This window comes from Nocardia sp. NPDC004860 (genome assembly GCF_040609015.1).
Taxonomy (GTDB): domain Bacteria; phylum Actinomycetota; class Actinomycetes; order Mycobacteriales; family Mycobacteriaceae; genus Nocardia.
Genome location: NZ_JBEXJI010000018.1, coordinates 57,546 through 78,681, shown reverse-complemented (window position 1 = coordinate 78,681; position 21,136 = coordinate 57,546). Strand labels below are relative to the sequence as shown.

At 67.7% G+C, this 21,136-nt stretch carries 21 protein-coding genes; 16 read left to right on the top strand and 5 right to left on the bottom strand.

From position 1 onward, the window contains the following. Window positions 1–56: 56 nt before the first annotated feature. Window positions 57–425 (bottom strand): transposase, encoded by a 369-nt coding sequence (locus ABZV44_RS28340; RefSeq protein ID WP_354842493.1) that lies wholly within the window; start codon window positions 423–425, stop codon window positions 57–59. A 312-nt stretch (window positions 426–737) separates the two neighbouring features. Here ABZV44_RS28340 and ABZV44_RS28335 point away from each other — a divergent pair, with 312 nt between their 5' ends. Next, window positions 738–1,409, top strand: coding sequence for a class I SAM-dependent methyltransferase (locus tag ABZV44_RS28335; RefSeq protein WP_354842490.1), 672 nt, complete (start codon window positions 738–740; stop codon window positions 1,407–1,409). A 52-nt stretch (window positions 1,410–1,461) separates the two neighbouring features. Here the strand turns inward: ABZV44_RS28335 and ABZV44_RS28330 are convergent, their stop codons facing one another. From ABZV44_RS28330 to ABZV44_RS28315, 4 genes are read right to left on the bottom strand one after another with little or no spacing between them, the layout of a single operon-like run. Next, the gene (locus tag ABZV44_RS28330) at window positions 1,462–2,604 is read right to left on the bottom strand and encodes an MAB_1171c family putative transporter (protein ID WP_354842488.1); all 1,143 of its coding nucleotides are present in this window, start codon (window positions 2,602–2,604) and stop codon (window positions 1,462–1,464) included. A gap of 10 nt (window positions 2,605–2,614) precedes the next feature. Then, entirely contained in the window at window positions 2,615–3,127 is a 513-nt protein-coding gene (locus ABZV44_RS28325; protein ID WP_354842485.1) for a hypothetical protein, read from the bottom strand. 51 nt (window positions 3,128–3,178) lie between these two features. Continuing rightward, window positions 3,179–3,613: a hypothetical protein gene (locus ABZV44_RS28320; protein WP_354842482.1), complete on the bottom strand. Its 435-nt coding sequence runs from the start codon at window positions 3,611–3,613 to the stop codon at window positions 3,179–3,181. Beyond that, window positions 3,603–4,211 (bottom strand): hypothetical protein, encoded by a 609-nt coding sequence (locus ABZV44_RS28315; RefSeq protein ID WP_354842479.1) that lies wholly within the window; start codon window positions 4,209–4,211, stop codon window positions 3,603–3,605. The genes ABZV44_RS28320 and ABZV44_RS28315 overlap by 11 nt, the downstream gene beginning before the upstream one ends. A 273-nt stretch (window positions 4,212–4,484) precedes the next feature. Between ABZV44_RS28315 and ABZV44_RS28310 the strand changes: the two genes are divergently transcribed. From ABZV44_RS28310 to ABZV44_RS28240, 15 genes are all read left to right on the top strand, one after another. Further along, window positions 4,485–5,621, top strand: coding sequence for a hypothetical protein (locus tag ABZV44_RS28310; RefSeq protein WP_354842476.1), 1,137 nt, complete (start codon window positions 4,485–4,487; stop codon window positions 5,619–5,621). 22 nt (window positions 5,622–5,643) lie between these two features. Then, entirely contained in the window at window positions 5,644–6,453 is an 810-nt protein-coding gene (locus ABZV44_RS28305) for a hypothetical protein (protein WP_354842474.1), read from the top strand. 2 nt (window positions 6,454–6,455) lie between these two features. Next, the gene (locus tag ABZV44_RS28300; protein WP_354842471.1) at window positions 6,456–7,331 is read left to right on the top strand and encodes a hypothetical protein; all 876 of its coding nucleotides are present in this window, start codon (window positions 6,456–6,458) and stop codon (window positions 7,329–7,331) included. Beyond that, window positions 7,328–8,920, top strand: coding sequence for a cutinase family protein (locus ABZV44_RS28295; RefSeq protein ID WP_354842468.1), 1,593 nt, complete (start codon window positions 7,328–7,330; stop codon window positions 8,918–8,920). The genes ABZV44_RS28300 and ABZV44_RS28295 overlap by 4 nt, the downstream gene beginning before the upstream one ends. 34 nt (window positions 8,921–8,954) lie before the next feature. Then, window positions 8,955–10,604 (top strand): peptidoglycan DD-metalloendopeptidase family protein, encoded by a 1,650-nt coding sequence (locus ABZV44_RS28290; protein ID WP_354842465.1) that lies wholly within the window; start codon window positions 8,955–8,957, stop codon window positions 10,602–10,604. Window position 10,605: 1 nt separating this feature from the next. Then, on the top strand, window positions 10,606–11,199 hold the full coding sequence (locus tag ABZV44_RS28285; RefSeq protein WP_354842463.1) for a hypothetical protein: 594 nt from the start codon (window positions 10,606–10,608) through the stop codon (window positions 11,197–11,199). A 13-nt stretch (window positions 11,200–11,212) separates the two neighbouring features. Beyond that, window positions 11,213–11,851, top strand: coding sequence for a hypothetical protein (locus tag ABZV44_RS28280; protein ID WP_354842460.1), 639 nt, complete (start codon window positions 11,213–11,215; stop codon window positions 11,849–11,851). A gap of 58 nt (window positions 11,852–11,909) precedes the next feature. Continuing rightward, the gene (locus ABZV44_RS28275) at window positions 11,910–12,200 is read left to right on the top strand and encodes a hypothetical protein (protein WP_354842457.1); all 291 of its coding nucleotides are present in this window, start codon (window positions 11,910–11,912) and stop codon (window positions 12,198–12,200) included. Between the two features lie 5 nt (window positions 12,201–12,205). After that, a complete protein-coding gene (locus tag ABZV44_RS28270) occupies window positions 12,206–12,460 on the top strand; it encodes a hypothetical protein (RefSeq protein WP_354842454.1) in 255 nt (84 codons plus the stop codon). Between the two features lie 15 nt (window positions 12,461–12,475). Then, window positions 12,476–13,117, top strand: a complete 642-nt coding sequence (locus ABZV44_RS28265) for a hypothetical protein (protein ID WP_354842452.1) — start codon at window positions 12,476–12,478, stop codon at window positions 13,115–13,117. A 23-nt stretch (window positions 13,118–13,140) separates the two neighbouring features. Then, entirely contained in the window at window positions 13,141–13,998 is an 858-nt protein-coding gene (locus tag ABZV44_RS28260) for a hypothetical protein (protein ID WP_354842450.1), read from the top strand. After that, entirely contained in the window at window positions 13,983–15,527 is a 1,545-nt protein-coding gene (locus ABZV44_RS28255; RefSeq protein WP_354842448.1) for a hypothetical protein, read from the top strand. Before ABZV44_RS28260 ends, ABZV44_RS28255 begins: the two co-directional genes overlap by 16 nt. A 15-nt stretch (window positions 15,528–15,542) precedes the next feature. Beyond that, a complete protein-coding gene (locus ABZV44_RS28250) occupies window positions 15,543–17,072 on the top strand; it encodes an SCO6880 family protein (protein WP_354842446.1) in 1,530 nt (509 codons plus the stop codon). A 4-nt stretch (window positions 17,073–17,076) separates the two neighbouring features. Further along, window positions 17,077–18,780: a hypothetical protein gene (locus tag ABZV44_RS28245; RefSeq protein ID WP_354842444.1), complete on the top strand. Its 1,704-nt coding sequence runs from the start codon at window positions 17,077–17,079 to the stop codon at window positions 18,778–18,780. Window positions 18,781–19,220: 440 nt separating this feature from the next. Then, window positions 19,221–21,059 carry a TraM recognition domain-containing protein gene (locus tag ABZV44_RS28240; protein ID WP_354842441.1) on the top strand — a complete coding sequence of 613 codons (1,839 nt, stop codon included), beginning with the start codon at window positions 19,221–19,223 and terminating at the stop codon, window positions 21,057–21,059. Window positions 21,060–21,136: the final 77 nt, after the last annotated feature.

Here is a 21,136-nt window from a genome sequence, read left to right as displayed (position 1 = left end):
GACCGTGATCGGCCGGCTCGGCCTCACCGCAGCCGCCAGGCGATTCGGCCTGCCCATCACCGTCCTGTCGGGCACCTGCAGTGTGCTGATGGGGCGCGCATGATCGTCGAGTCCACGCTCACCTGCCACACGATCCGCCCGCCGGCATCAGCGAAGACCTGCAACAACTTCACGATCATCAGCCACGCCCCACCGCGCCGCCAGCAGCGGAACAGCCCGTCCACCGCCGACCAGGACCCGTACTGCGGTGGCACATCCCGCCACGGGTACCCGACCCGGGTCCGCCACCGGATCCCATCAATGAGCTGACGTTTCGTCCACTGCGGCGGGCGGCCCGCCTTCCTGTTGCGGAGCAGCAACGGCTCCAACCGCGCCCACTGGGCATCGGTCAGGTCCGCTCGCCCCGCCACCGCTACGCTGGCCAACGAGGTCTCCGTCTGTATTCAGGTTTGCTTGGTCGCTACCCGAAACACCCGGGGACCTCACACATACGCCAACGCAGACAACAGCTACCACCGAACATGCAGACGCGTTGGCACCGCACAGCGGCGCCAACCCATCACACAGTTCGACACAGACCCTAGGGGAGTATGGATTCGACCGAGACGAATCCGGCTGCAAGATCACCACGTGACGAACCGGGTGGTATGAGATCCTGGGCCCTGGCAGCCCACCTCCGAAGGGGTTGTGCGGCAGGATGAGAGGTCTATGATGGCCGCTTCGAACGGTGGGGTGAATTGATAGCCGAGAAAGACGCAGCTCAGATTGCTGCGGAGCCGTATACGCCGGTGTTTCTTGCGATTTACGACGTGTGGGTCATCAAGCTCAGTGACCGGTTCGCGTGGCGTTGCCCGGCGGAACGGATGCTCGAGCCGTACGACAAGCTCGTTGGTGCCCGGCATCTCGAGGTCGGCCCCGGGTCGGGCTGGTATCTGGTCAACACGCAGCTGCCCGCGGATTGTGCTGTGACGCTGCTGGATTTGAATCCGACCCCGATGGAGCACACGCGGCGGCGGTTGCAGGGGAAGGCGGGTCGCGTCGAGACCGTGACCGCCAGCGTGCTCGAGCCGGTCCCGGCGGAGGCGGGCAGCGGCTACGACTCGATCGGTATCAATTTCGTGTTCCATTGCCTGCCGGGGTCATTCGCAGAGAAGGGTGTGGCGTTCACGCATCTGGCCCAGGTGCTCGCTGATGACGGTGTGTTGTTCGGGTCGACAATTCTCAATCAGCGTCCGGCCACTCTGTTCGGGCTGGCACTGACAGCGGCCTACAGCCGCGCTGGGGCGTTCAACAACGGCGCCGATGATCACGCAGGGTTGGAAGCGGCGCTGACTGCGGCGTTCGCCGATGTCGAGCTGACCGATGTCGGCGATGTCACCTTGTTCACCGCGCGCCAACCCCGTCGCTGAATCCGGTTGTCCGGCTGGGCGATTCCGGGCCCGGGGATGGCGGTCTGATGGGCTAGATGTCGTGACGGGCCCGTGGCCAGACCTCGGCGAGCGCAAGCAGCTGTTCGAGCTCGCCGGTGAGGTCGCGGGTGCCCAGTTGCACCGGTGTTGTGGCGGCCGCGGGGCTGGTGACGGGCGGCAGGCCGGAGGTCTTGATCTGGGCGGCGGCCGCGATGTGCTGGGCGTACACGGTCGGGTCCGGGTCAGCGAACACCGGGGCGGAGTTGTAGCGCTTGAGATGCAGCAGGCTGTCACGGATTTCGACGATCATGCGGTGCAGCCGGGTGGCGGGCTCGACGCGGCCGTGCCGGTCGCGGGGCAGTTCGAGCACGATTTCGGGGACGGCGGCGGTGAGGTCGCTCCACAACGGCCGCAGGCGGCGGCAATAGCGGCCGGTGCGGTCCCAACCGGTCACGGTGAGCAGGGTGCTGATCAGCGGAATCGCCACGGCCGCACCGGATCCGAGAGTGGCGAGGAAGAATATCCAGCTCTTGCGGTGCATTTCCGGGTCGGCGGAGGGCTCGTTGCTCATAACCTGGAGCGCGGTCATGATCGGTGTGGCGACCGCGTCGATGCCGATGGCCACGGCCAGAACGATGATCGCGGTGTAGAGGGCGCGTTCCCGGCCGGTGGCGTCGGCCTGGCGCAGCTCCTTGACCGCGACGCGGCCGAGCGCGACAGCGGCCACTCCGATGGGCAGGTAGAAGGCAATCCATGCGATGACTGCGGGCCAGCCCAGGTATTCGTCTATCAGTTCATCGGCGCGGCGGGCTGGGGTTCCGGCGGCGAGAATGACGATCGTCGCTGCGATGCCGGCCATGGTGTAGTAGCGCTGGCGGTACCAGGTGTGTTTGGGGTCGTCGCCGCCCCACATCGCCACGATGCCCCAGATGTAGGTGATGGAGATGACGATGGAGCCGAAGGACAGCTGCCGGGCGAGCTGAATGGTCACGTCGTGGTCGAAGGGCAGTGCGCGGTCTAGCCCGTGTTCGAACCAGGCTTCGCGCAGTACGAGCCCGGTCCATCCAGCGATCATGGCCCTGTTGATGAGCCGGTCGACGTGGCTTTCGTTGAGCAGCCAGAGCCGTCCGGCGATGATGAGCGTGATGGCGGTCAGTACCGGCCAGGCGATGATGCCGGGAACTACGGAGGTCATCGGCGGAGTCCTATCGGTGGCGTCCTCGGAAGAAGGTGGACCGGAGTCGGCTGGGTGTGCGCTTGGGCAACGTGGCCTCGACCATGACGAGGTCGGCGAAGGTCTCGGCGTCGCGTTCGCGGTCGGTGGAGTAGTCGCGGCGGCGCAGCACGCTCTGAATGGCAGACAACGACAGCGAGGGCATGAGCTTGTCCAGCGGGAGATCGGTTGCATCCTGGGTGGATCCGCCGCCGTCGTTGCCGTGGCCGAGCAGCATATGCCCGAGCTCGTGGGCGATGATGTGGTCTGCGTGCCAATCGGTTTCGGCGCCGTACATGATGACGTCGTCGTTCTCGCGCGCGATCCATGCCCCGCTGCCGGTACCGCAGCCGGAGCCGGAGAGAGCTCCAGGGTCGATGGGACACAGTGTGATTGGCCGTCCGCGGTGTTCGGCGACTCGTGCGACGTATTCGCGGGTGTCCCACGGATACGGAATCGGCACGAGCTGATTGAATTCCATGAAACGCGCGGCCACGTCGTTCACCGCGCCCTCCCCTCTTGACCGTTGTTGATCTTTCCCCTTGCAGGGGTCAGTCTAATTGGCCTGGTCAGGGGATGCTGGGTTGTACTTTGCGAGTTGGCGCAGCTCGTCGGTCAATTCGTCGATGTCGATGTCGTCGCCGCGCAGGTTCAGGTGGCGTACTCCGGCGTCGCGGGCGGCGGCGAGCAAGCGCAGTTCCTTGTGCATGCCGGTAGCTGTGGCGTCGGTGCCGGTGAGATAGAGAGGCGGTACTTGGAAGTGGTGGGCCAGCGCGGCAAGTAGGGCCGCATCGGTGGGCGTGGTGTCGTGGTCGGCGGCGCGCAGGGCGGAGATCTCCTCGGCGGAGACGGGCCGTCGCGTGAGGACGGTCACGGCCTGGGCGACGGCGGTGGCGGACTGTTCGGGTTCCGAAGCGGTGTGAAAGGTGGTGAACAGCTGGTTGATTCGTACAGAACGTGGCAGCGGGGCCACGTCATCATCAGTCTGCATCCGACTCACCTCCCTGCTCACTGGCTCGGTAGCGTTCCTTGAACTTCTGTTCCTGTTGCGGCCCGACCTCGGCGGCCGCGCGGCCGCCGAGTAGCCAGCGCCGATACATGCGATCTTCGGCGCCGGGGCTGTCGGGGCCGACCGGGGCCGACAACACATCGGAGAGAACAGTTTCCAGTGCGCTGCCGCCCTGGCCTCGGTTGCGCTCAAGCATATAGGTGGCCCACTTGCCCGCCATGAGGCTGACCTCATGATCGAGCCGGGCGGCCAGGTCACGCACGCGCGCGGCCGCCAGGCCCTCGCCGGCATCGGCGGCGGCGTTGAGTTCGCGCTGAATGTCCATCAACGCCAGGATGCGATCCAACGACACATCTATTCCCGAACCCGTTAGTCGCAGCGGGGCCGATGATCGCGGTTCGTCGGCGATGACGGGCTGTTCGCGGTTGTAGTAGGCAGCGGCGGCGGAGCCTTCGACCCAGCACAGCGCGCTGTCGTAGCGCGCGAAGGTGACCTTCTTGGGTCGCTCGCCGAGCTTGCCGCCCTCGGCGCGGACCTGTGTCGGCACGTGCGGCCCGCCTGCTGCGTGGACAGCGGCCATGGACATACCCCGCTGGTTGCGGCGTGCAGTTACCACTGCCGCGAAGAAGTCGGGATGTGCACCGGATGGCCCCATGTTGCCAGAGTTTAGCCATTTTTTCCTGGAAAGGCACTAGCTCCGCACGCGGCCGCCTCCACTCCGATCATAAGTTAGTGATTTGTAAGTGAAAAGTTCTTGTCAGCAAAGTTCTCGGAAACTACCCTCCGAAGGTGAGCCATCTTCGGGACGGTGTCTATGCGGGGCCTCGGCCCCTCTTTCGAGAAGGGAAATGAGATGTCCGCAAGGCGAACAAGGCGAACGTTGACCGTGCTGTCGGTGGTTCCGGCGGTGTTCGCGGTCGGTGCCGGAGTGGCGCACGCTGCGCCAGGTCAGCCTGGCGTGGCCGCGCCGAACAACAGCAATCCGGGTTTGACCGCCCCGAATACGCCTCCGGCGGCGACGAATCCGGAGCCGTCGAGCCCGGCGTCGTGGGTGCCCGATGCCTCGCAGGTGATTCCGGCCCCGTCGCGTCCGCGCCCGCAGTATCAGCAGCAGCCAAAGCAGACGGTCGAGACGCCCGCCACTACGCCCGGCGGAGGCGACGGCACCGGCGCGGACGCGCCCGCGACTCCCGGACCGGTGGTGAAAACCCTTGCCGAGCAGGGCAAGGTGCAGATCGGTGATCAGGTCTACGACCTGCCCGCGGGCATCGATTCCAAGCTGATCGGCAAGGCGCAGGGCTACATTGACATGTTTGAGTGGCAGATCGCGGCCGGGTACGACCAGCTGGGTTTCTCCCGTGAGGAGTCCGACCGGCGCGCGGCGTCGACGGTGGTCGGTGCTCTGACCGGTGGAGCGATCGGCGCTGAGATCCTCTCTGTGCCTGCGGCGTTGGTGGGTGGTGGGGTCGGCGCGGCGATCGGTGGTCTGGCCGGTGGTGCCATTGCGGCGGTGCCGACGGTCGGTGTTGGCATTCCGCTGGGTGTGGCCGCCGGTGTCGCGGTGGGCTTCACGGCCGGTGTGCTGGTCGCAGCGGTGCCCGCGCTCGTCGGTGGTGCCTTCGTGGGTGGTCTGGCCGGTGGCGCGATTGCTGCCGCGGTCGGCGGTGGCACGAATCTGTCCCAGCCCGCCGCGCCGCAGCCGCTGGTGGAGATCTCCGCGCCCGCGCCGGTTCCGGTAGCCGAGGTCGGCCAGCAGGTGACACAGGTGGCCAACACGCTGACCCAGAGTATCGATGCGTTTGCCCCGCAAGTGAAGTCGGTGGCCGATCAGGTCGCGCAGTCTTCTCCGGTGGCGGATGCGGCGGTGACCTCGTTGCGGCAGGCGATCACGGATATGCCGCTGGCGGATCCGGCGGCCTTCGGCGCGGCGGCGACCCCGATCAACCAGTTGATCGGAGCGGTTCAGTCGGCCGTGGCACCGGCGCAGTAATTCGCGGAAAGGGGTGTTCTCGGTGAGTGATTCGACACAGGGGCCCGACGATGCGGCCGACGGTCCGGATTGGCGCTGGGGAGCGCTGTCGCCGGTGGAGGCTGCTTCATCGGCGGCTGCTGCAGACGACGATGCGGAATGGCTGGGCTGGGTTGATGCCGCCGGGAACACGACCGCGACCAGCGGCGACGAGAAGACGGCGGACGGCGATGAGGGTTTCGAGTTGCCCGCGGATCCGATGGCCCCGATGGTGGCCACGATGCGCGCCCGCGCCGACGGGCAGGCTCGCCGCCGGACCGCGTTGACGCGCTTGGGGGTTGGGGCGGGCGCGCTGGTCGCGGTCGCGGCGGTAATCGGCGCGGTGGTGGTGGCCCTGGGTGGTCATGACAGTGGCGCGGCGGCCACGCCGGGCCCGTCACTGATTCCAGCCACTGCGGCCGCTGCGACGACGTCGACGAAACCGGTGTGGTGCAAGGAGGTCGACACTCCGACGCGGGTGGTGTCGTCGGGCCCGGGTGATGAATCCACCGCCATCGGGGTGATCGTGGCCCAGCAGTACGCCTTCTACGTGTTGCGGGATGCGGTGGCGGTGCGCGCGCATATGACCCCGGATGCGGTGGCGGCTTCGCCGGAGGCAACCGCCGCCGCGATTGCGGCGTTGCCCGGTGGAACGGTGCATTGCGTGACGGTAACCGCGCAAGCCGAAAACCAGTTCACGGTGACCGTGCTCGAACGCCATCCCGATGGCGCGGAAGTCCCGTGGGACCAGGCCGTCACCACCTCTGTTCGTGACGGGCGTGTGGTGATCACCGCCATCAAGGCGGGGGGCTGACCATGGTGGACCTGCAAATCGACGTCCAGGCCCTGACCGAGGGCGGCGATCCGAATTTCACGCCGCTCAACGACCCGGCCGCGCCGGGTTCGCCGATGGATTTCCCGCCGCTGCACGGCGGCAAGGGCCGGTTGCTGCGGGTCGATGCGCCGCCGGTGCTGGTGTTGGGGTCCGCCGGCGGGTCGGGTGCGTCGATGACGGCATTGGGGTTGGCGTCGGCGACGCGGGGCGCGGCCGAGGAACGGGTGTGGCCGATCGTGGTGGACGCGACCGCCTGCGGGGGAGATGTCGCGGTGCGTGGCGCGGACGTGGCGGCCCCGGTGAGTTCGCTGCAAGCCTGGTTGGAATTCCCGTCGGTGTATCGGGAGCGTGGGACGTCGGCGGCGGGGTGTGCGGGCTGGTCGTCGTCAGGGGCGGCGGTGCTGCCGCGCACCGGGGATCCGCTGCCGAATCGCCATTCGTTCGTGAGCGTGCATCGCGATTTGCTCGGCGCGGGCTGGCTGCCGGTCTACGACGGCGGCGCACCGGTGAGCAATAAGGGCCTGGCGCCGCTGCTGGCGGATCCGACGGTGGCTCTGGCGATTACGGTCGCGGCCCGTGCCGATGCGGTCAACCGGTTGCGGGCTGCGCTGAAATGGCTCGACGACAACTACGGGCATTTCCACTTGGCGGATGCGGTGTTGGTTGTGACGCAACAGCATTCGACGCCGGTAGCCGCTGCCACCGAGCACGTGCGCAAGCACCTGGGCAAGTGGGTGCGCGCGGTGACAGAGATTCCGTTCGATCTGCATCTCGCCGAAGGCGGGCCGGTGGCGTGGCATCGACTCCAGGGCGAGACCAGAGCCGCGTACGCGCGTCTGTTGGGAGAACTGCGATGATGAAAACGACGATCGCCCGCACCGGGCGCGGAGTGCTGGCCACGGCGGCGGTTGCGGTGGTCGCGGTCGCGGGCGGCACGTCGCCGACAGTGGCAGACCCCACCACCACAACCACGACGGCGGCAGCCGATCAGAGCAATGACATCCCCTGCACCGCTTTGCATGTGGTCGGTTTCCAGGGGACGGGCGACAGCGGCGACAACGCCAATCCGACCGCGGATTCCGGATTCCTGGGCGCGTCGGTAACCGGGCCACTGCTGCGGCAGATCAACGGCGACAACGGTTCAGCGGTCTCACGGCAGCTCGTGGCCTACGCGGCGGATTTCGGTCAGACCAAGACCTACGCCGAGAGCGTGACCAGCGGCATCGCGGCCGGTATCAAGGCGATTTCGGCGTATGCCAATCGGTGCCCGAAGGCGACGATCGCGATCATCGGGTATTCCCAAGGCGCTCAGATCGCCGATGAGATCGCCCGCATCATCGGCTCGGGCGAAACCAACACGCCGATCCCGGCGAACCGGGTGGCGGCGGTGAGCCTGTTCTCTTCCCCGATCCGCACCAATGAGGCGACCCCGTTCCCGGGTGCCGGGCAGCGGATGTCTCCGGCGACCGCGCCGGGGGTCTCGCAGACGGTGCTGTCGGAGTTGATGCTGTCGGCGGCGAATGCGACTGCGGGGGGCGGGATTTCCACGGCGGCGCTGGCCAAGGCGACCGGCTACGGGGCGCTGACGGGTCGGGTGGCGTCGTGGTGCGCGACCGGCGATATCGCGTGCTCGACTCCGGCGGATTCGCAGCTGGCCAAGATCGTGGCGAATATCGCCGGGCAGACGCACTTCTCGGGTCAGGATCCGCTGCGCACGGTCTCCGATATCGCGACCGCGCTGGGGAGCTCGATCCTCAAGACCGCGGTACAAACTGTGCAGGACGATTTGTCGTTCTCTGGCGGCAAGTTCTCGGTGAATAGCGGCAACACGAGCATTCTGGGCCGGTTGGCGACCAATACCAACCCGGTGACCAGCTCCGCGTCTTCTACGGCCGACATCATCCGCTCCATCATCAAAGTGGGCGTGATGGGTTTCAACGCTGCGGTCACCTTCGGTCAAAAGGTGCTGTCGAGCTCCACCATCACCAGCCTTGTCACGACGGGGTTGACGAATCCGGCTGCGGTGCTGGCGGATCTGGGTGTGTCACTGGGTAAGGCGGCTCTCGAGCTGGTTCCGCCGGCCACGGTGCTGTCCGGCGTGCAGTACATCTTCAACCAGGTCACCTCGCTGTTGTCGGACAATGTCGGCCTCGTGCAAATGGCGCTGGACCTGCGGTATTGGCAGTCCGGTGCACAGCACGCCTCCTATGACTCCTGGCAGGTCGGGGTGGATGGGCAGACCCCGACGCAGTTCACGGTGGCGTGGTTCGCGGCGCTGGCGACCGCGCTCGACGCCAAGGCCAAGGCGTCCTCGACTACCAAACCGAGCACCACGACCCGCACCACAACCACTACCGCCACAACGACTTCCGTCCCGGCGACGACTACGACGGTGCGGCCGTTGACGAGCACGCCGGTGCCGACCACGGCTGTGCCGGGGCAATGAACGGGGAGGTGGGAGACGGTGAGGACGGGACGCGATGAGCTCAGGCAGTGCGGCACCGGCGGTCGCCGGTGGGGCCGTGCTGATGATGTTGCTGACCACGATCATGATCGTGGTCTGGTACGCCGAGGACGAGCAGTCGAGCACGTGTCCGACCGGCGGCGGGGCTTCGCTGGCGGCCGCGGTAGCGCCGTCCTCGTCGCCGAATCCCACCACCGCGAATCCCACCACGGCGGCGGCCGCGCCGTCGCGCTCGGGGGCGAGGTCGATGCCGGTGGCTGAGGGCACGTACACGATTTCCCGCGGATTCGGGGTGCAGCCCGACGGCGAGGACCACAAGGGCGTGGACTTCGCCGCGAACGCGGGCACGCCGATCTATGCCGCCGCCGATGGGACGGTTGTCGCGGCCGGAGCGGCGTCGGGGTTCGGTGACTGGATCGTCATCGACTCCCTCGACGAGACCGGCGCGGCGTTTTCCACGGTGTACGGGCACATGTACGACAACGGCATGGTCTACGCCGACGGCACGCCGGTGAAGGTCGGCGACCAGGTCCACGCGGGGCAGCAGATCGCCGTTGTCGGTAGCAATGGCGAATCCTCGGGCCCTCATTTGCATTTCGAGCTTGTTCCCGGCGGTCGGTTGACCGGCGGGAAGCAGGTAGACCCCATGCCGTGGCTGAACGGAGCTGCGACCACGAGCGGCGGCGGCACAGGGACGGACTCCGGGGGCGGCGGGACAACGACGTCCTGCCCCTCGGGGTTCGGCACACCAGGCGGGCAGCTGAAAACCGGCACAGTGCCCCAGGATCTCGAGCAGTGGTACCGCAAAGCGGGAAGCCTGTGCCCGGAAATCAGCGCATCACTGCTGGCGGCCCAGGGCCAAGCGGAGTCGGGATTCCGCACCGACGCGGTGTCACCGGACGGCGCCGAAGGTGTGGCCCAGTTCATGCCGGGCACCGCGAAATCCCTTGCCCCCGACGGGCTGCCGTACGTGCGCGATGAGACCGGCAAAGGCTACGCCTCCTCGATGGACCCGGCCGACGCGATCATGGGCCAAGGCCGACTGATGTGCGCGCTGGCCACGAAGATCGAAGGCTGGGAGTCCGAGGGCAAGGTGTCCGGCGACGTGGTCGCGCTGAGTCTGGCCGCCTACAACGCCGGTGAGGGCGCGGTGCTCGAGTCGGGCGGCATGCCCAATCAGATCCCGCGCCACTACACCGAGACCCGTCCCTACGTGGAACGCATCCTCGCGGCCGAACCGGGATTCCGGGAGGCGACCTCGAACGGGCGATTCGTCCCGACACCGGGAACTGCACTGGGTTCGCAGACGGTGGCGGCGGCGCGGCAGTGGCTGGGCACGCCGTACGTGTGGGGCGGCGGCAACACCTCCGGCCCGACCAGCGGCGGACTCGATTGCAGCGGCTTGACCACCGCCGCCATCTACGCGGCCTCCAACGGGACAGTGACACTGCCACGCACGTCCGAACAGCAGTGGAGCGTGGGCGTGGAAGTGCCGATGGACCAGGTGCAGGCCGGTGATCTGGTGTTCGGTTCCTGGCACGACGGGCTGCCTGGGCATGTGGGTATCGCGATCGGCGGTGGTCGCATGATCCACGCACCCCAGAGCGGGGAGAACGTCACCGAAGCCGACATCCAGCCGGACATGAAGGCACGGCGGGTGATGTGAAATGACCACTACGACGAGGCTTTTCACGCATCCTCGACGGCGCGGCGGGCGGATCACGCTGGTACTGCTGGCGGTTGCGCTGGCGGCCGTGGGTGGCTGCGGGCACGAAAATGCCTCGCAGACGGCGAGTTCGACGACACCGCCGCCGTGGACCGCGCCCACACCGATTACCGCAGCGGGCCCGGCGGCGGGCGACAGCCCCGAAGCGGTAGCTGCTGCGGCCATGCGGGAGCTGTACACGCTGCGTCCCGCCAGTGAAGCGGCGGGCGATGCGCTCAACCGGATCCGCCTGTGGCTGAGCCCGGCTCTGCTGGATCGGCTGGGCCCGCCGGCGGCGCCGGTGGCCTCGCACGAGAGCGCGCCGCCGCAGTGGGCGGGCTGGAAGGCCGCCGGCGCGCGCGTGGATGCGAAGACGCTGGTCAGCGCCGAGCGTCCGCCCGGCGAGGCCCTGGGGCACGCCTCGCGCAAGGTCGGGGTGACCCAAACGGTGACCTGGCCCGACGGGCACAGCGAGGCCCTGGCCCCTTTCACGGTGATCGTGGACCTGATCGACGCGTCGCCCGGCTGGCGGGTCGATGAATACCGGAGCTGGTGAGGAGGTGGCGAACATGACCGATTCGACTGGGCTGGAGCCGGTTCCGATGTGGAGCCAGCCCGTGCCCGGGCAGAGCGGCCGCCCGCCGCTGGTGTGGCTGATCGGCGCACACGGCGGCGCGGGGGTGAGCTATCTGGCCACCTCCATCTCTTACGCCGGGGACGCCGGGCAGCGCTGGCCGGGCATGACTGGCCTGGGGCGCGGTCTGGATTCCCCGCTGGTGGTGCTGGTCGCTCGCAGCCATATGCACGGGCTGGCCGCGCTGCATCGCGCGCTGCTGGCACATATGCAGGGGGCGACTCCTGCGGGTGTGCATCTGATCGGGGTGGTGACGGTGGCCGATATCGACCGGCCGCTGTCGAAGACCGCGGCCACGCGCCGTGACACGGTCGAGTCGCTGGCCCGCGATCTGGGCGCGGTGCCGTGGCGGCTGGGCTGGGTGGAGCCGTGGCGCAGCCTCGAACGGCACGAGCTCCCGGCGTGGAACCCCGAACAGGCCGCGGTCCGCATCGGTGAGCGCGACGCGACCCGTGTCCCGCCGCCGCCGGTGCAGGGCTTGGCCGAGCAGATGTTCGCCACCGCGCGCACGGCGGCGACGGCGCTGCGCAAGAAGCCGAGACTCGGCGGCAGCGGCGATGCCGCCGCCGGATGACTCGATCCCGTTGACACACAACAGATTCAACCGCCACTCACACGGAAGGTAGACGGAAATGATCGCTCATTTGGCGCTGGAGTTCCTGGCACAGGATCAGAACGGCAACGTCATTCAGGTCACGACAACGACCCCGCCGGGTTCGGACAAGATTCAGAAGCTGTTGGGCGTGGTGTCCTGGATCGCGTTCGCGGTCCTGATCGCCCTGACTATGCAGTCGGGCGTCAAATTCGCGTCCGCATTCGCTGACGGCTCGGCGTCGCCGGGGCAGAAGATCGCGCCTCTGGCGTGCGGGGTGGGCGCGATCATCGTCGGCACCGCAGCCAGCTACGTCACCTTCTTCCAGTAGGGGATATGCCGATGCTGGCCGCGGATATTCAGATGCCGCCTGCGGAGGTGACGGGACCGCTCACCTCGCTGCTCGGCATGTTCTTGTGGTTCGTGTTCGCCGCGCTGATCGCCTCGGCGATGTGGTCGGGGGTGATGTTCGCGCGCCTGTACACCTCCGGCGCGGGCCTCGACCGCGCCAGCACCAACTTCTTGGTGGTCTGCGTGTGCAGCCTCCTCGCCGCCAGCGCCTCGGCGTGGGGCGGGTTTCTGCTCCTGTGATTTGCGGAGGAACTGATGACCATTCGTAGACGAGTGATCGGCGCATTGCTGGCCGGGCTGCTGCTGAGCGCGGCCGCGGCGGGGTGCGGGCGCGACCATGACGCGGACCGCAACGGCACGGCGCATATCGACATCAGCGCCGCGCCCGCGACGGCGAAATGGCAGTCGTACCGCGGCGTGTACGTGCCGACCACGCAGGCCGGGCCGGCGGAGACCGGTGGCCCGGTGCCGGTGAAGTATCAGCAGAATCCGCAGGGCGCGGTGGTGGCGGCGATGCAGGCGCAGGCGCGGCTGTCGCTGGCTCCCGATGATGCCTGGAACAAGGTGGCCAACACGCTGGTCGTGGCCGGGCCGGGCCGCGACGCATTCGCCACCGCGCGCGTGTTCGCATCGATCACCACCGAGACCGATCCGGCGCAGACGGCGCAGTTCCAGGGTTTTCGGATCGACGGGTGGACTCCGGAGGCGGTGACGGTGTGGCTGGCCACGCGGATGCCGACGGGCGAGCTGTCGGCGCAGCCGAGTCGGATGCTGTGGCGCTCCGGTGACTGGAAGCTCGAGCTTCCTGCCGGGCAGAAGGCTGACGAGCAGGGCCGGGTGCCCACCGATCCGGTCGCGCTGACCAACCTCGACGGCTACACGGAATTCCACCGCTGATCGAGACGAGAAGGGGCACAGCCGTGAAAGACACCACCACCAAAGAGGATTCGCAGTCCGAAGCCACCGGCGGCGGATGGATGCAGAACCGCACCACGCTGATTCTGGCGATCGGATTCGTGGTCCTGGTGCTCGTTGCCGCCGCCGGGGTGGCGGGGTCGCGGCTTCTGGGCGGCGGCGATTCGACCGACCGGAACCGAGCTGGCGCGAATTCGTCGACCGCGCCCGCGACGAGCTCGAGCGCTACGCCGACCGGGTTTGCACCGCCGTCCTCCGACCAGTTGGGGCGGCCCGTGGTCCGACCGAACAACCTTGCAGGGCAGGCACTTCCCCAGAGCCCGGTACCGCACGGTGACTACAGTTGCCCATCGGCGCCGAACTGCCCTGTTGTCGACGCTCCCGCGGGGATGATGTGGCAGCAGGTGGGGCCGTTCACGTTGCCGTTCTCGACCTCGGACGGCCCGGGGCGCATCGACGGGCCTGTTGCCGATGGCTATACCCGTACGCCGCAGGGCGCGGCATTGGCTGCCTGGCAGATCATTTGGCGTCTAGCGATGTCGCGCACCTATTACGACGCGGTCGTCCCGGCGCAGGTCACGGGGACGGCGCAGGATCTCGAATCGCTGAAGCCGACCAAGGACAACTGGGACGTGTCGAAGAAACCGGCGTACTTCCTGCGGCCCTCGGCGTTTCGGATGACGAGCTGGGACGGCTCGCACGCGATCATTCAGTACGCGGTGCCCCAGGTGGGCGGGGGCTGGTTCAGCATGCAATTCGATGCCATCTGGGCTGATGGTGGCTGGAAGTTGCGTGCACCGGGCCCGACTGAGAACCAGGTCAAGACACCTGTCGCCTCGTTGGTGGGGTGGACGCCATGGTGAGACGTCTGCTGGTTGTCGCTGCGGTCGTCGTGGCGATGATCGGCCTGGCCCCGCTCAGCGCGATGGCACAGCCGACCACCACCGCACCGGCAGGCCCGACGGCCACGGCGCCGGCCTCGCCGACGACGAGCCCCGTCACGACGACCAGCCCGACCGATCTGTATTCCGATTGCCGCGACCTCGGCGACAACATCCCCATTCCCGGCCTCGACAAGGCCGCGGAATGGTTGTGCGACGGCACGACGGCGGCTACGGATCCGACTGGGGCAGCGAACGAAGCGGCCAAAGGCATCCTGGGCAAAGTCGCCGGTGAGCTTGCCGACGGCTGGAAGAAGGGCATCGCCCTGATGTTCAGCTGGTGGTACCGCACGCCGATCACGTCGTCGATAGGTAGCGATGGAACGTCGAGCTTCGTCGACACGGTCCACTCGTATCTGCGGTATTTCCAGATCGCGATCTTCATCGTGAGCATGGGATTGGCGCTGGTGCGCATCGCGTGGGCGCAGGGCGGCGCTCGCAATCAGCAGGTGGTGGAGGCGGTCACCCTCGCCAAGCGATCGGTGCTGGTGTCGTCGAGCTTGGCGGGCATCGCGGTACTCGGTGACGGCGCGATGCGTTCGGCGAGTACGTGGATCCTCGAGGGCCTGGCCGGGCAGACGAGCCCCTCGGAGGCCGTCGAGCGGCTGATGAAGGTCAACAGCCTCGGCGGATTCCTCGGCACGGGACTGCTTTTCGTGTTCGCGCTGCTCGGGCTGATCGGCGTGATTTCGCAGATGATGTTCATCCTGGTGCAGATCGCGGTGAGCAAGCTCGTGTTGGGCGTGCTGCCGCTGGCGGCGGCGGCCTCGGGGACTGAGGCCGGGCGGCAGGCATATCGCAAGCTGCTGGCCTGGGTCGTGGTGTTCATCCTGTTCCCGCCCGCCACGGCGATCGTGTACGGGACCGCGTTCGCGCTCGCTTTCGGATCCGACGATGCACAAGGCGCGCTAGCCGGGATGATCCTGCTGACGCTGTCGGCGTTGACCCTGCCATCTCTGGTGCGGCTGCTGGTGCCGATGGCCGGGCAGGTCGCCGGTGGCAGCGGCGCGGCCGCCCTCGGCGGTGCGGTGCTGGCCACGGGCGCAATTCCCTTGGCGCGGCAGGCAATCAGCGGATCCGGCGGCGGGGGAGATCGCCCGTCGTCGAGTGGTGGCCGCTCGGATGGAGACAAGCCCTCGGGTGCAGTGCCGACACCGTCGGGCGCGCAGCCGAGCGGCGGAGGCAGTGGAGGCGGCCGCGCGCCGTCGACGGTGGGCGCGTCCGGCGCCACGGCCGGCGGCAGTACGGCCGCTGGTGCAAGCGGCGGCGCGGCGGCCGGTGCGAGCGGCGCGGCAGCGGCGGCCGGGGGGCCTGTCGGGCTCGCGGTGGCGGGGGTGGTCCAGGGAGCGCAGAAGGTCGCCGACGGTGCGCGCAACAGCGTCGGTTCGGCTGAGCCGCCGCCCGCGGGCCCGGCGGGCGCGCCGTCGGGTGGCCGGTCCGATGGCAACTAGAGACAGGAGTAGCTGATGGTCGAGCAGCAAATGCGCCCGGATGCGCAGCGAACATACGGGGCCGGTCATGAGGTGCGACGCGTCTATGCGTTCGGACTGCCGCGCAAAATCTTTATCACCCTGGCGATTTCGGTGGTCGCCGGTCTGGTGATGACCATGCTCGGGTTCAAGGTGCTCGGGCTGGTGTGGGCGACGCTGTCGGTGCTGGCGGGCATTCCGATGAGTGTGCGGATCGCTGGCAAAACCGGCTACGAGTTGGCGTTGCTGGAATGGGCGTGGCAGCGAGAGAAGAAGTCGGGCCGCAACGTGCTGCGCGCGGGCCCGCTCTCACACGCGCCGGGCGGGCGGACCCGGCTGCCGGGTATCGGGGCCGGTACCGAAATGTGGTGGGGCACCGATAAATACGGCAGGCGTTTCGGCATGATCCGCATGCACGAGACCGGCCAGTACACCGCGGTTCTGCGGTGCTCGCCGCGTGGGGTCGCGGGTATGGAGCAGGACGTGGTGAACATGATGGTCGCCCACTGGGGCAACTTCCTCAAGCGCGTCGGCGAGCCGGGCGACGTGGCCGCGGTGGTGACGGTGGTGGAGACCATTCCCGAGACCGGGGCGCGGTTGCGGATGGAGATGGCCCGCATCACCCACCCCGATGCGCCGGACGCGGCCAAACAGTTCGTGTCCCAAGCAGGGGCGGGGCGCGCTGCTGATCGCAGCGGCTATCAGGTGCATGTGCGGATGGCGATCACCTGGAACGCGCGGACAGAAGCCAAGCGCAAGGATCCGATGGTGATGGTGGGCGATCTGGCCAACCGGCTGCCGGAGCTGTGCGGCTTGCTGGCCGGCTGTCAGGTCGTGGCCGAACCGATGTCGGATTACGAAATCGCCGCGACGGTGCGCCGCTGCTATGACCCTCGTGTGTCGGTAGAGACCGGGGTCGAAGAATTGATGCGCTACCGGGGCAATCCGCCTGACGGCGAGTACATCGACTGGGTCGACGCCGGGCCGCTCGATGCGGATGCGCTGCCGGACCGGCAAACCTATGTCCACGATGGCGCGTTCTCCCGGACCTGGGTGATGAGCGGTGCGCCATCGGGGTTCTTCACCGATCGCGTCCTTGAACCGCTGCTTGTGGGGCGCAGTGATGTGCCGCGCAAACGGATCGCGCTGATTCATCGGCCGTTGCCTCCGGCGGAGGCAGCCGAGAGCGTGCACGCCGATCTGCTGTCGGCGCGCGCGGAGGTGACGACGACGCGGGCGCTGGCCAGTGCGGGCGCGGAGCTCAAGGTGGCCGCGACCAATCAGGCCCGCGGTGAGCAGGCGATGGGCGCCGGGGTGACCGACTACGGGTTGATGGTCACGGTGACGGCCGATTCGCTGCGTGAGCTCGAAGAGGCCAGCGATCTCGCCAAGGAGATGGGCACCGCAGCGCAGATCAATCTGCGCCCGGCCTGGAATCAACAGCCCGCCGCGTTCCTGGCGGCTTTGGGGGTCGGGGTGCTGCTGCCCGATCACGCCACGGTCAGCAAGACGCTGAAGGGGGAGTAGGGCCATGGGCATGACCTATAAGCCGCGCCGCTACTACGAAGACCGGGTGCGCCGCTCGTGGCAGCCGCGCACCCCGAAGCCGAACGCGGCGTCTCCGGATGCGCTGGCTGTGGGTCGGCGGCGGCGTCGGGCCGAAGCGCGCGAGCGTGAGCAGGCCAAGCGCGCCAAGTATAGGGCGGAGTTGGCCGCGCGCGACCCTTCGCGGCGAGATCCGAAGTGGCGCAGGGCATACAAGCTGTCGCATCGCGGCCTGGAAGGTGTCGGCGGCGGTGCCATGGGCGTGATCGACGCGCCGCCGCGATTTCGGGCGACGACTGTGCAGGCGTGCGGGATGTTCCCGTTCGTCATGGGTGACACGCATCCGCTGATCGGTACGCCGTTGGGTGACAACATGATTACCGGCGGCACGATGTGCTACGACCCGACTTCGGCGACCTACACCAGTCGGTTGCAGGTGACGCCGTCGCTGTTCGTTCTGGGGCTGCCCTCGTTCGGCAAGTCGTCGCTGGCGCGCAAGATCGTGCTGGGCGATATCGCGGCCGGGCGCACCCCCTACATCTTCGCCGACACCAAGGGCGAGTACACCAAGCTCGTCGAAGATCTTGGCGGCGTCGTGGTCCGCCTCGGCCATGGCCACGGCCACCTAAACCCGCTGGCGGTGGGCGCGCTCGGGTCGATCGTGCCAAATCTGTTGGCGGCCGGGCGGCCGGATCTGGCGGCGCAAGTCCGTGCCGAAGTGCTGGCGCGGCGGCGCCGGCTGGTTCAGGGCTTGTGCGAGATCGAGCGCGGCGAACCGCTAATGCAGCTCGAACGCAACATTCTGGGCCAGGCGCTGCGGATGCTGGATGCGGATCCGGCCTTCGGCCCGGACAATCCGCCGCTGATCGAGGATCTGTCCCGGCTGATCGAGTCGGCAGACGATCAGCTGGTGCGGCGGGCGCGCGCCCGCGACGCTGACGACTATCGCGACACCGTGCGCGGGCTGCTGGCCACGCTGGATGCGCTGCTGGATGGCGACTTGGGCGGCGTGTTCGCCGGGCACACCAGTAATCCCGTGGATCTGGCGGTGGCCGCGCCGGTGGCGGTGTGTGTGGACATCTCGAGCCTGTCGGCGTCGGACGACAAGCTGTTGGCCGCAGTGATGTTCGCGTGCTGGGAAGACGGCTTCGGCGCAGTGGAGGCGGCGCACACGCTCGCGGATGCCGGCCTGGCCCCGCAACGAACGTTCCTCACGGTCATTGATGAGTTGTGGCGGGTGCTCAATGCGGGGCCGGGCATGGTGGAGCGGATCAATGCGACCACCCGTTTGACCCGCACGCTGGGGACGGCGCTGATGATGATCACGCACACGGTCAAGGACTTGGAATCCCTTGACAGTGAATCGGATGTGAAGAAGGCCAAAGGCTTCATCGAACGCGCCGGGGCGGTCATCGTCGGGGCGCTGCCGCGCGATGAGATGGCCGCGCTCGATGCCATCATCCCGTTCACGGCCAACGACCGCGACATGGTGTCGTCCTGGTCGACGCCGGGGATGTACGACTCGGCGACCGGACGACAAGCCGCGAGCCCCGGGCGCGGAAAGTTCTTGCTGCGCATCGGAACTCAGCGCGCCCCAGGTGTGCCCTTCCGCACGGAGTTCACCGAGATAGAGCAGACGCGAGGCTGGCACGACACCGATACCCGGTTTGCGGGGGTGCGAGCAGCATGAGAAATCAGCGGATCCCTGTAGGTTCCCATGATTCTTGTCGGTAGTCCCATTCATTTGTCGACGTTCTGTCGATTCCGACAGTTCGCTGGGAATCCGGTCGGGCGGACCAGCTCCCCGACTACGCGACGCGTGTGCTCAAGTATGCCTACCGCACAACAACTCTCGCGCTTGTGTCCACATCTACTGCTACTTCGCACCAGGCGGTCACCAGGTAGCCATGTGCTCGGCCCGACTCAAAGAAAGCGACAAACCAATGAGAAGAAACCGGCGACAAATCGGTGGGAAAGACCATGGTTCGCGCACGAAATGAAGGTCGGCACCGACAACTATTTCCGGAACCTACAATCCCCTCGAGCACCGATCGCCCGATCTATGTTGGCGAATCCAATACCACGCTGTACGCGTTCGCGATCCTCCTCGGTGCGTGGGCGGATGCGACGGTGACGGTGTGGCTGTCGTTGTGGCTGGGCGGCGCACGCACGGTCAATCCGCTGATCGTGTTGTTGGCGTGGGCCTTCGGCCGGGTGCAGTGGACCACGGCGGCGAGCGTGTGGGCGTCGGTGTTCGCTGCCGCGCAGCTTGTGGCGGCGGCGTGGTGGGTGCGGCGCTGGTGGCGGCGTCTACGCGCGCGGACGGGCGGCGCGAGTCGATTCGATTTCGTGTCGCAGTGGCTCGCTCAGCCTGCGGACGTGGCGTTGTTGTCGCGGGAGGAGGGGTTGGCGACCTCGGCGCGGCTGGGCGGTGTCCGGTGGCCGGGCAACCCGTTGGGGGTGTTGGTGACTCCGCGCGGCACACCTGGCTATGAGCAGGTCAAAGCCGAGTTCGAGCCTGACACCATGCTCTACAGCGGGTGCGAGGCACTGACCGTCGATATCTGGGGCCCGCGGCGCGGCAAGACGACGTCGCGGGTGATTCCGGCGATCGTGGGGGCTCCGGGCGCGTGCGTGGTGACCTCGAACCGTCGTGACGTGGTCGACGCGACGCGCGGGGTGCGCGAGAAGCGGCGTGGCGGTGGCGTTTTCGTGTTCGATCCGCAGCGCATCACCGGTGCGGGTGAGCCGCAATTCTGGTGGGATCCGATTTCGGCGATCACGATGGACGATCGCGAGATGTGGCCGGATCGCTCGGAAAAGCTGGCCGATATCTTCTTGGCCGCGACGATGCCGCCGGGCGCACGCCCGGATGCGTTCTTCGACCCGGAAGGCCGCGATCTGCTGGCGCGGCTGTTCCTGGCCGCAGCGGTGGCCCAACAGCCGATCACCCGCGTGTACGAGTGGATCACCGAACCGACCCCGCAGCCGCTCAAGCATCTGCAAAAGAGCGGATTCACCTCGGCGGCAACGGCGTTGTCGAAGTTCATCGGCTATTCCGCGCGCCAGAAGGACGGCTTGTTCGGTACCGCGAAGAAGATGACGAACATCCTCTCGCGTCCGTCTGTGCAGCGGTGGGTGAGCCCGAGCGGTAACCGGCCGGAATTCGATCCGCAGACCTTCGTGGTGTCGCCGTCGACGCTCTACATCCTGTCGAAAGAGGGCGTCGACAGTGCCGGTGCGCTGGCGACGGCGTTGGTGTGGGCGGTCTGCGATGCAGCTGAGCGCTACGGCGAGCAGTGCGGGGGCCGGATACCGGTGCCGATGGTCGTGCCGCTCGATGAGCTGGCCAACGTGATCCGCTGGCCCGATCTGCCCGGGAAATTCTCTCACTACGGCGGCCGCGGCATTCTCATGCTGGCCATCCTCCAGAACTGGTCTCAGGGCGTGAACACCTTCGGCGCCGAAGGCATGCAACAACTCTGGGACGCAGCCTCGATCCGCTACTACGGCGGCGGTGTCGCCGATGAGGCATCGTTGGGCAAGCTCAGTGAGCTGATCGGGTCGCGCTGGGAGATCGCCACCTCCACCAACGTCCAACGCCCCTCGGACATGCTGTCGATGACGAGCGGGCACACCTCGGTGAGCCGCGATACCCGCGAGCACAAGATTTTCCCGATCGCGCATCTGTCGCAGCTGCCACGCGGGCGGGCGGTGATGCTGTGGGACGGCAAACCGGTGCTGCTGCGGCCGGTCCCCTGGTGGGACCGCTCCTACGCCAAGCAGATCGAAGCATCGTTGGCGGCCTACGCGCCCAAGAACCCGTTCGAAAAGTCCGAGCAACCCGCCCTCGAGACTCGGGCACGGTGGTGGGTGCGGGTGCTGCCGTGGCGGGCCCGCGCGGCGCAGCCCGCGGCGGCACCGGCGGTGGTGTCCGGCTCGGTGGAGAGCAAAGGCGTAAGGCCATGAGCACCCTACGAAGCTTCGCCGAGTCGGAGACACATGGTCCGCACGCTATCGGGCCTGGTGCACGACGCATATCAGAG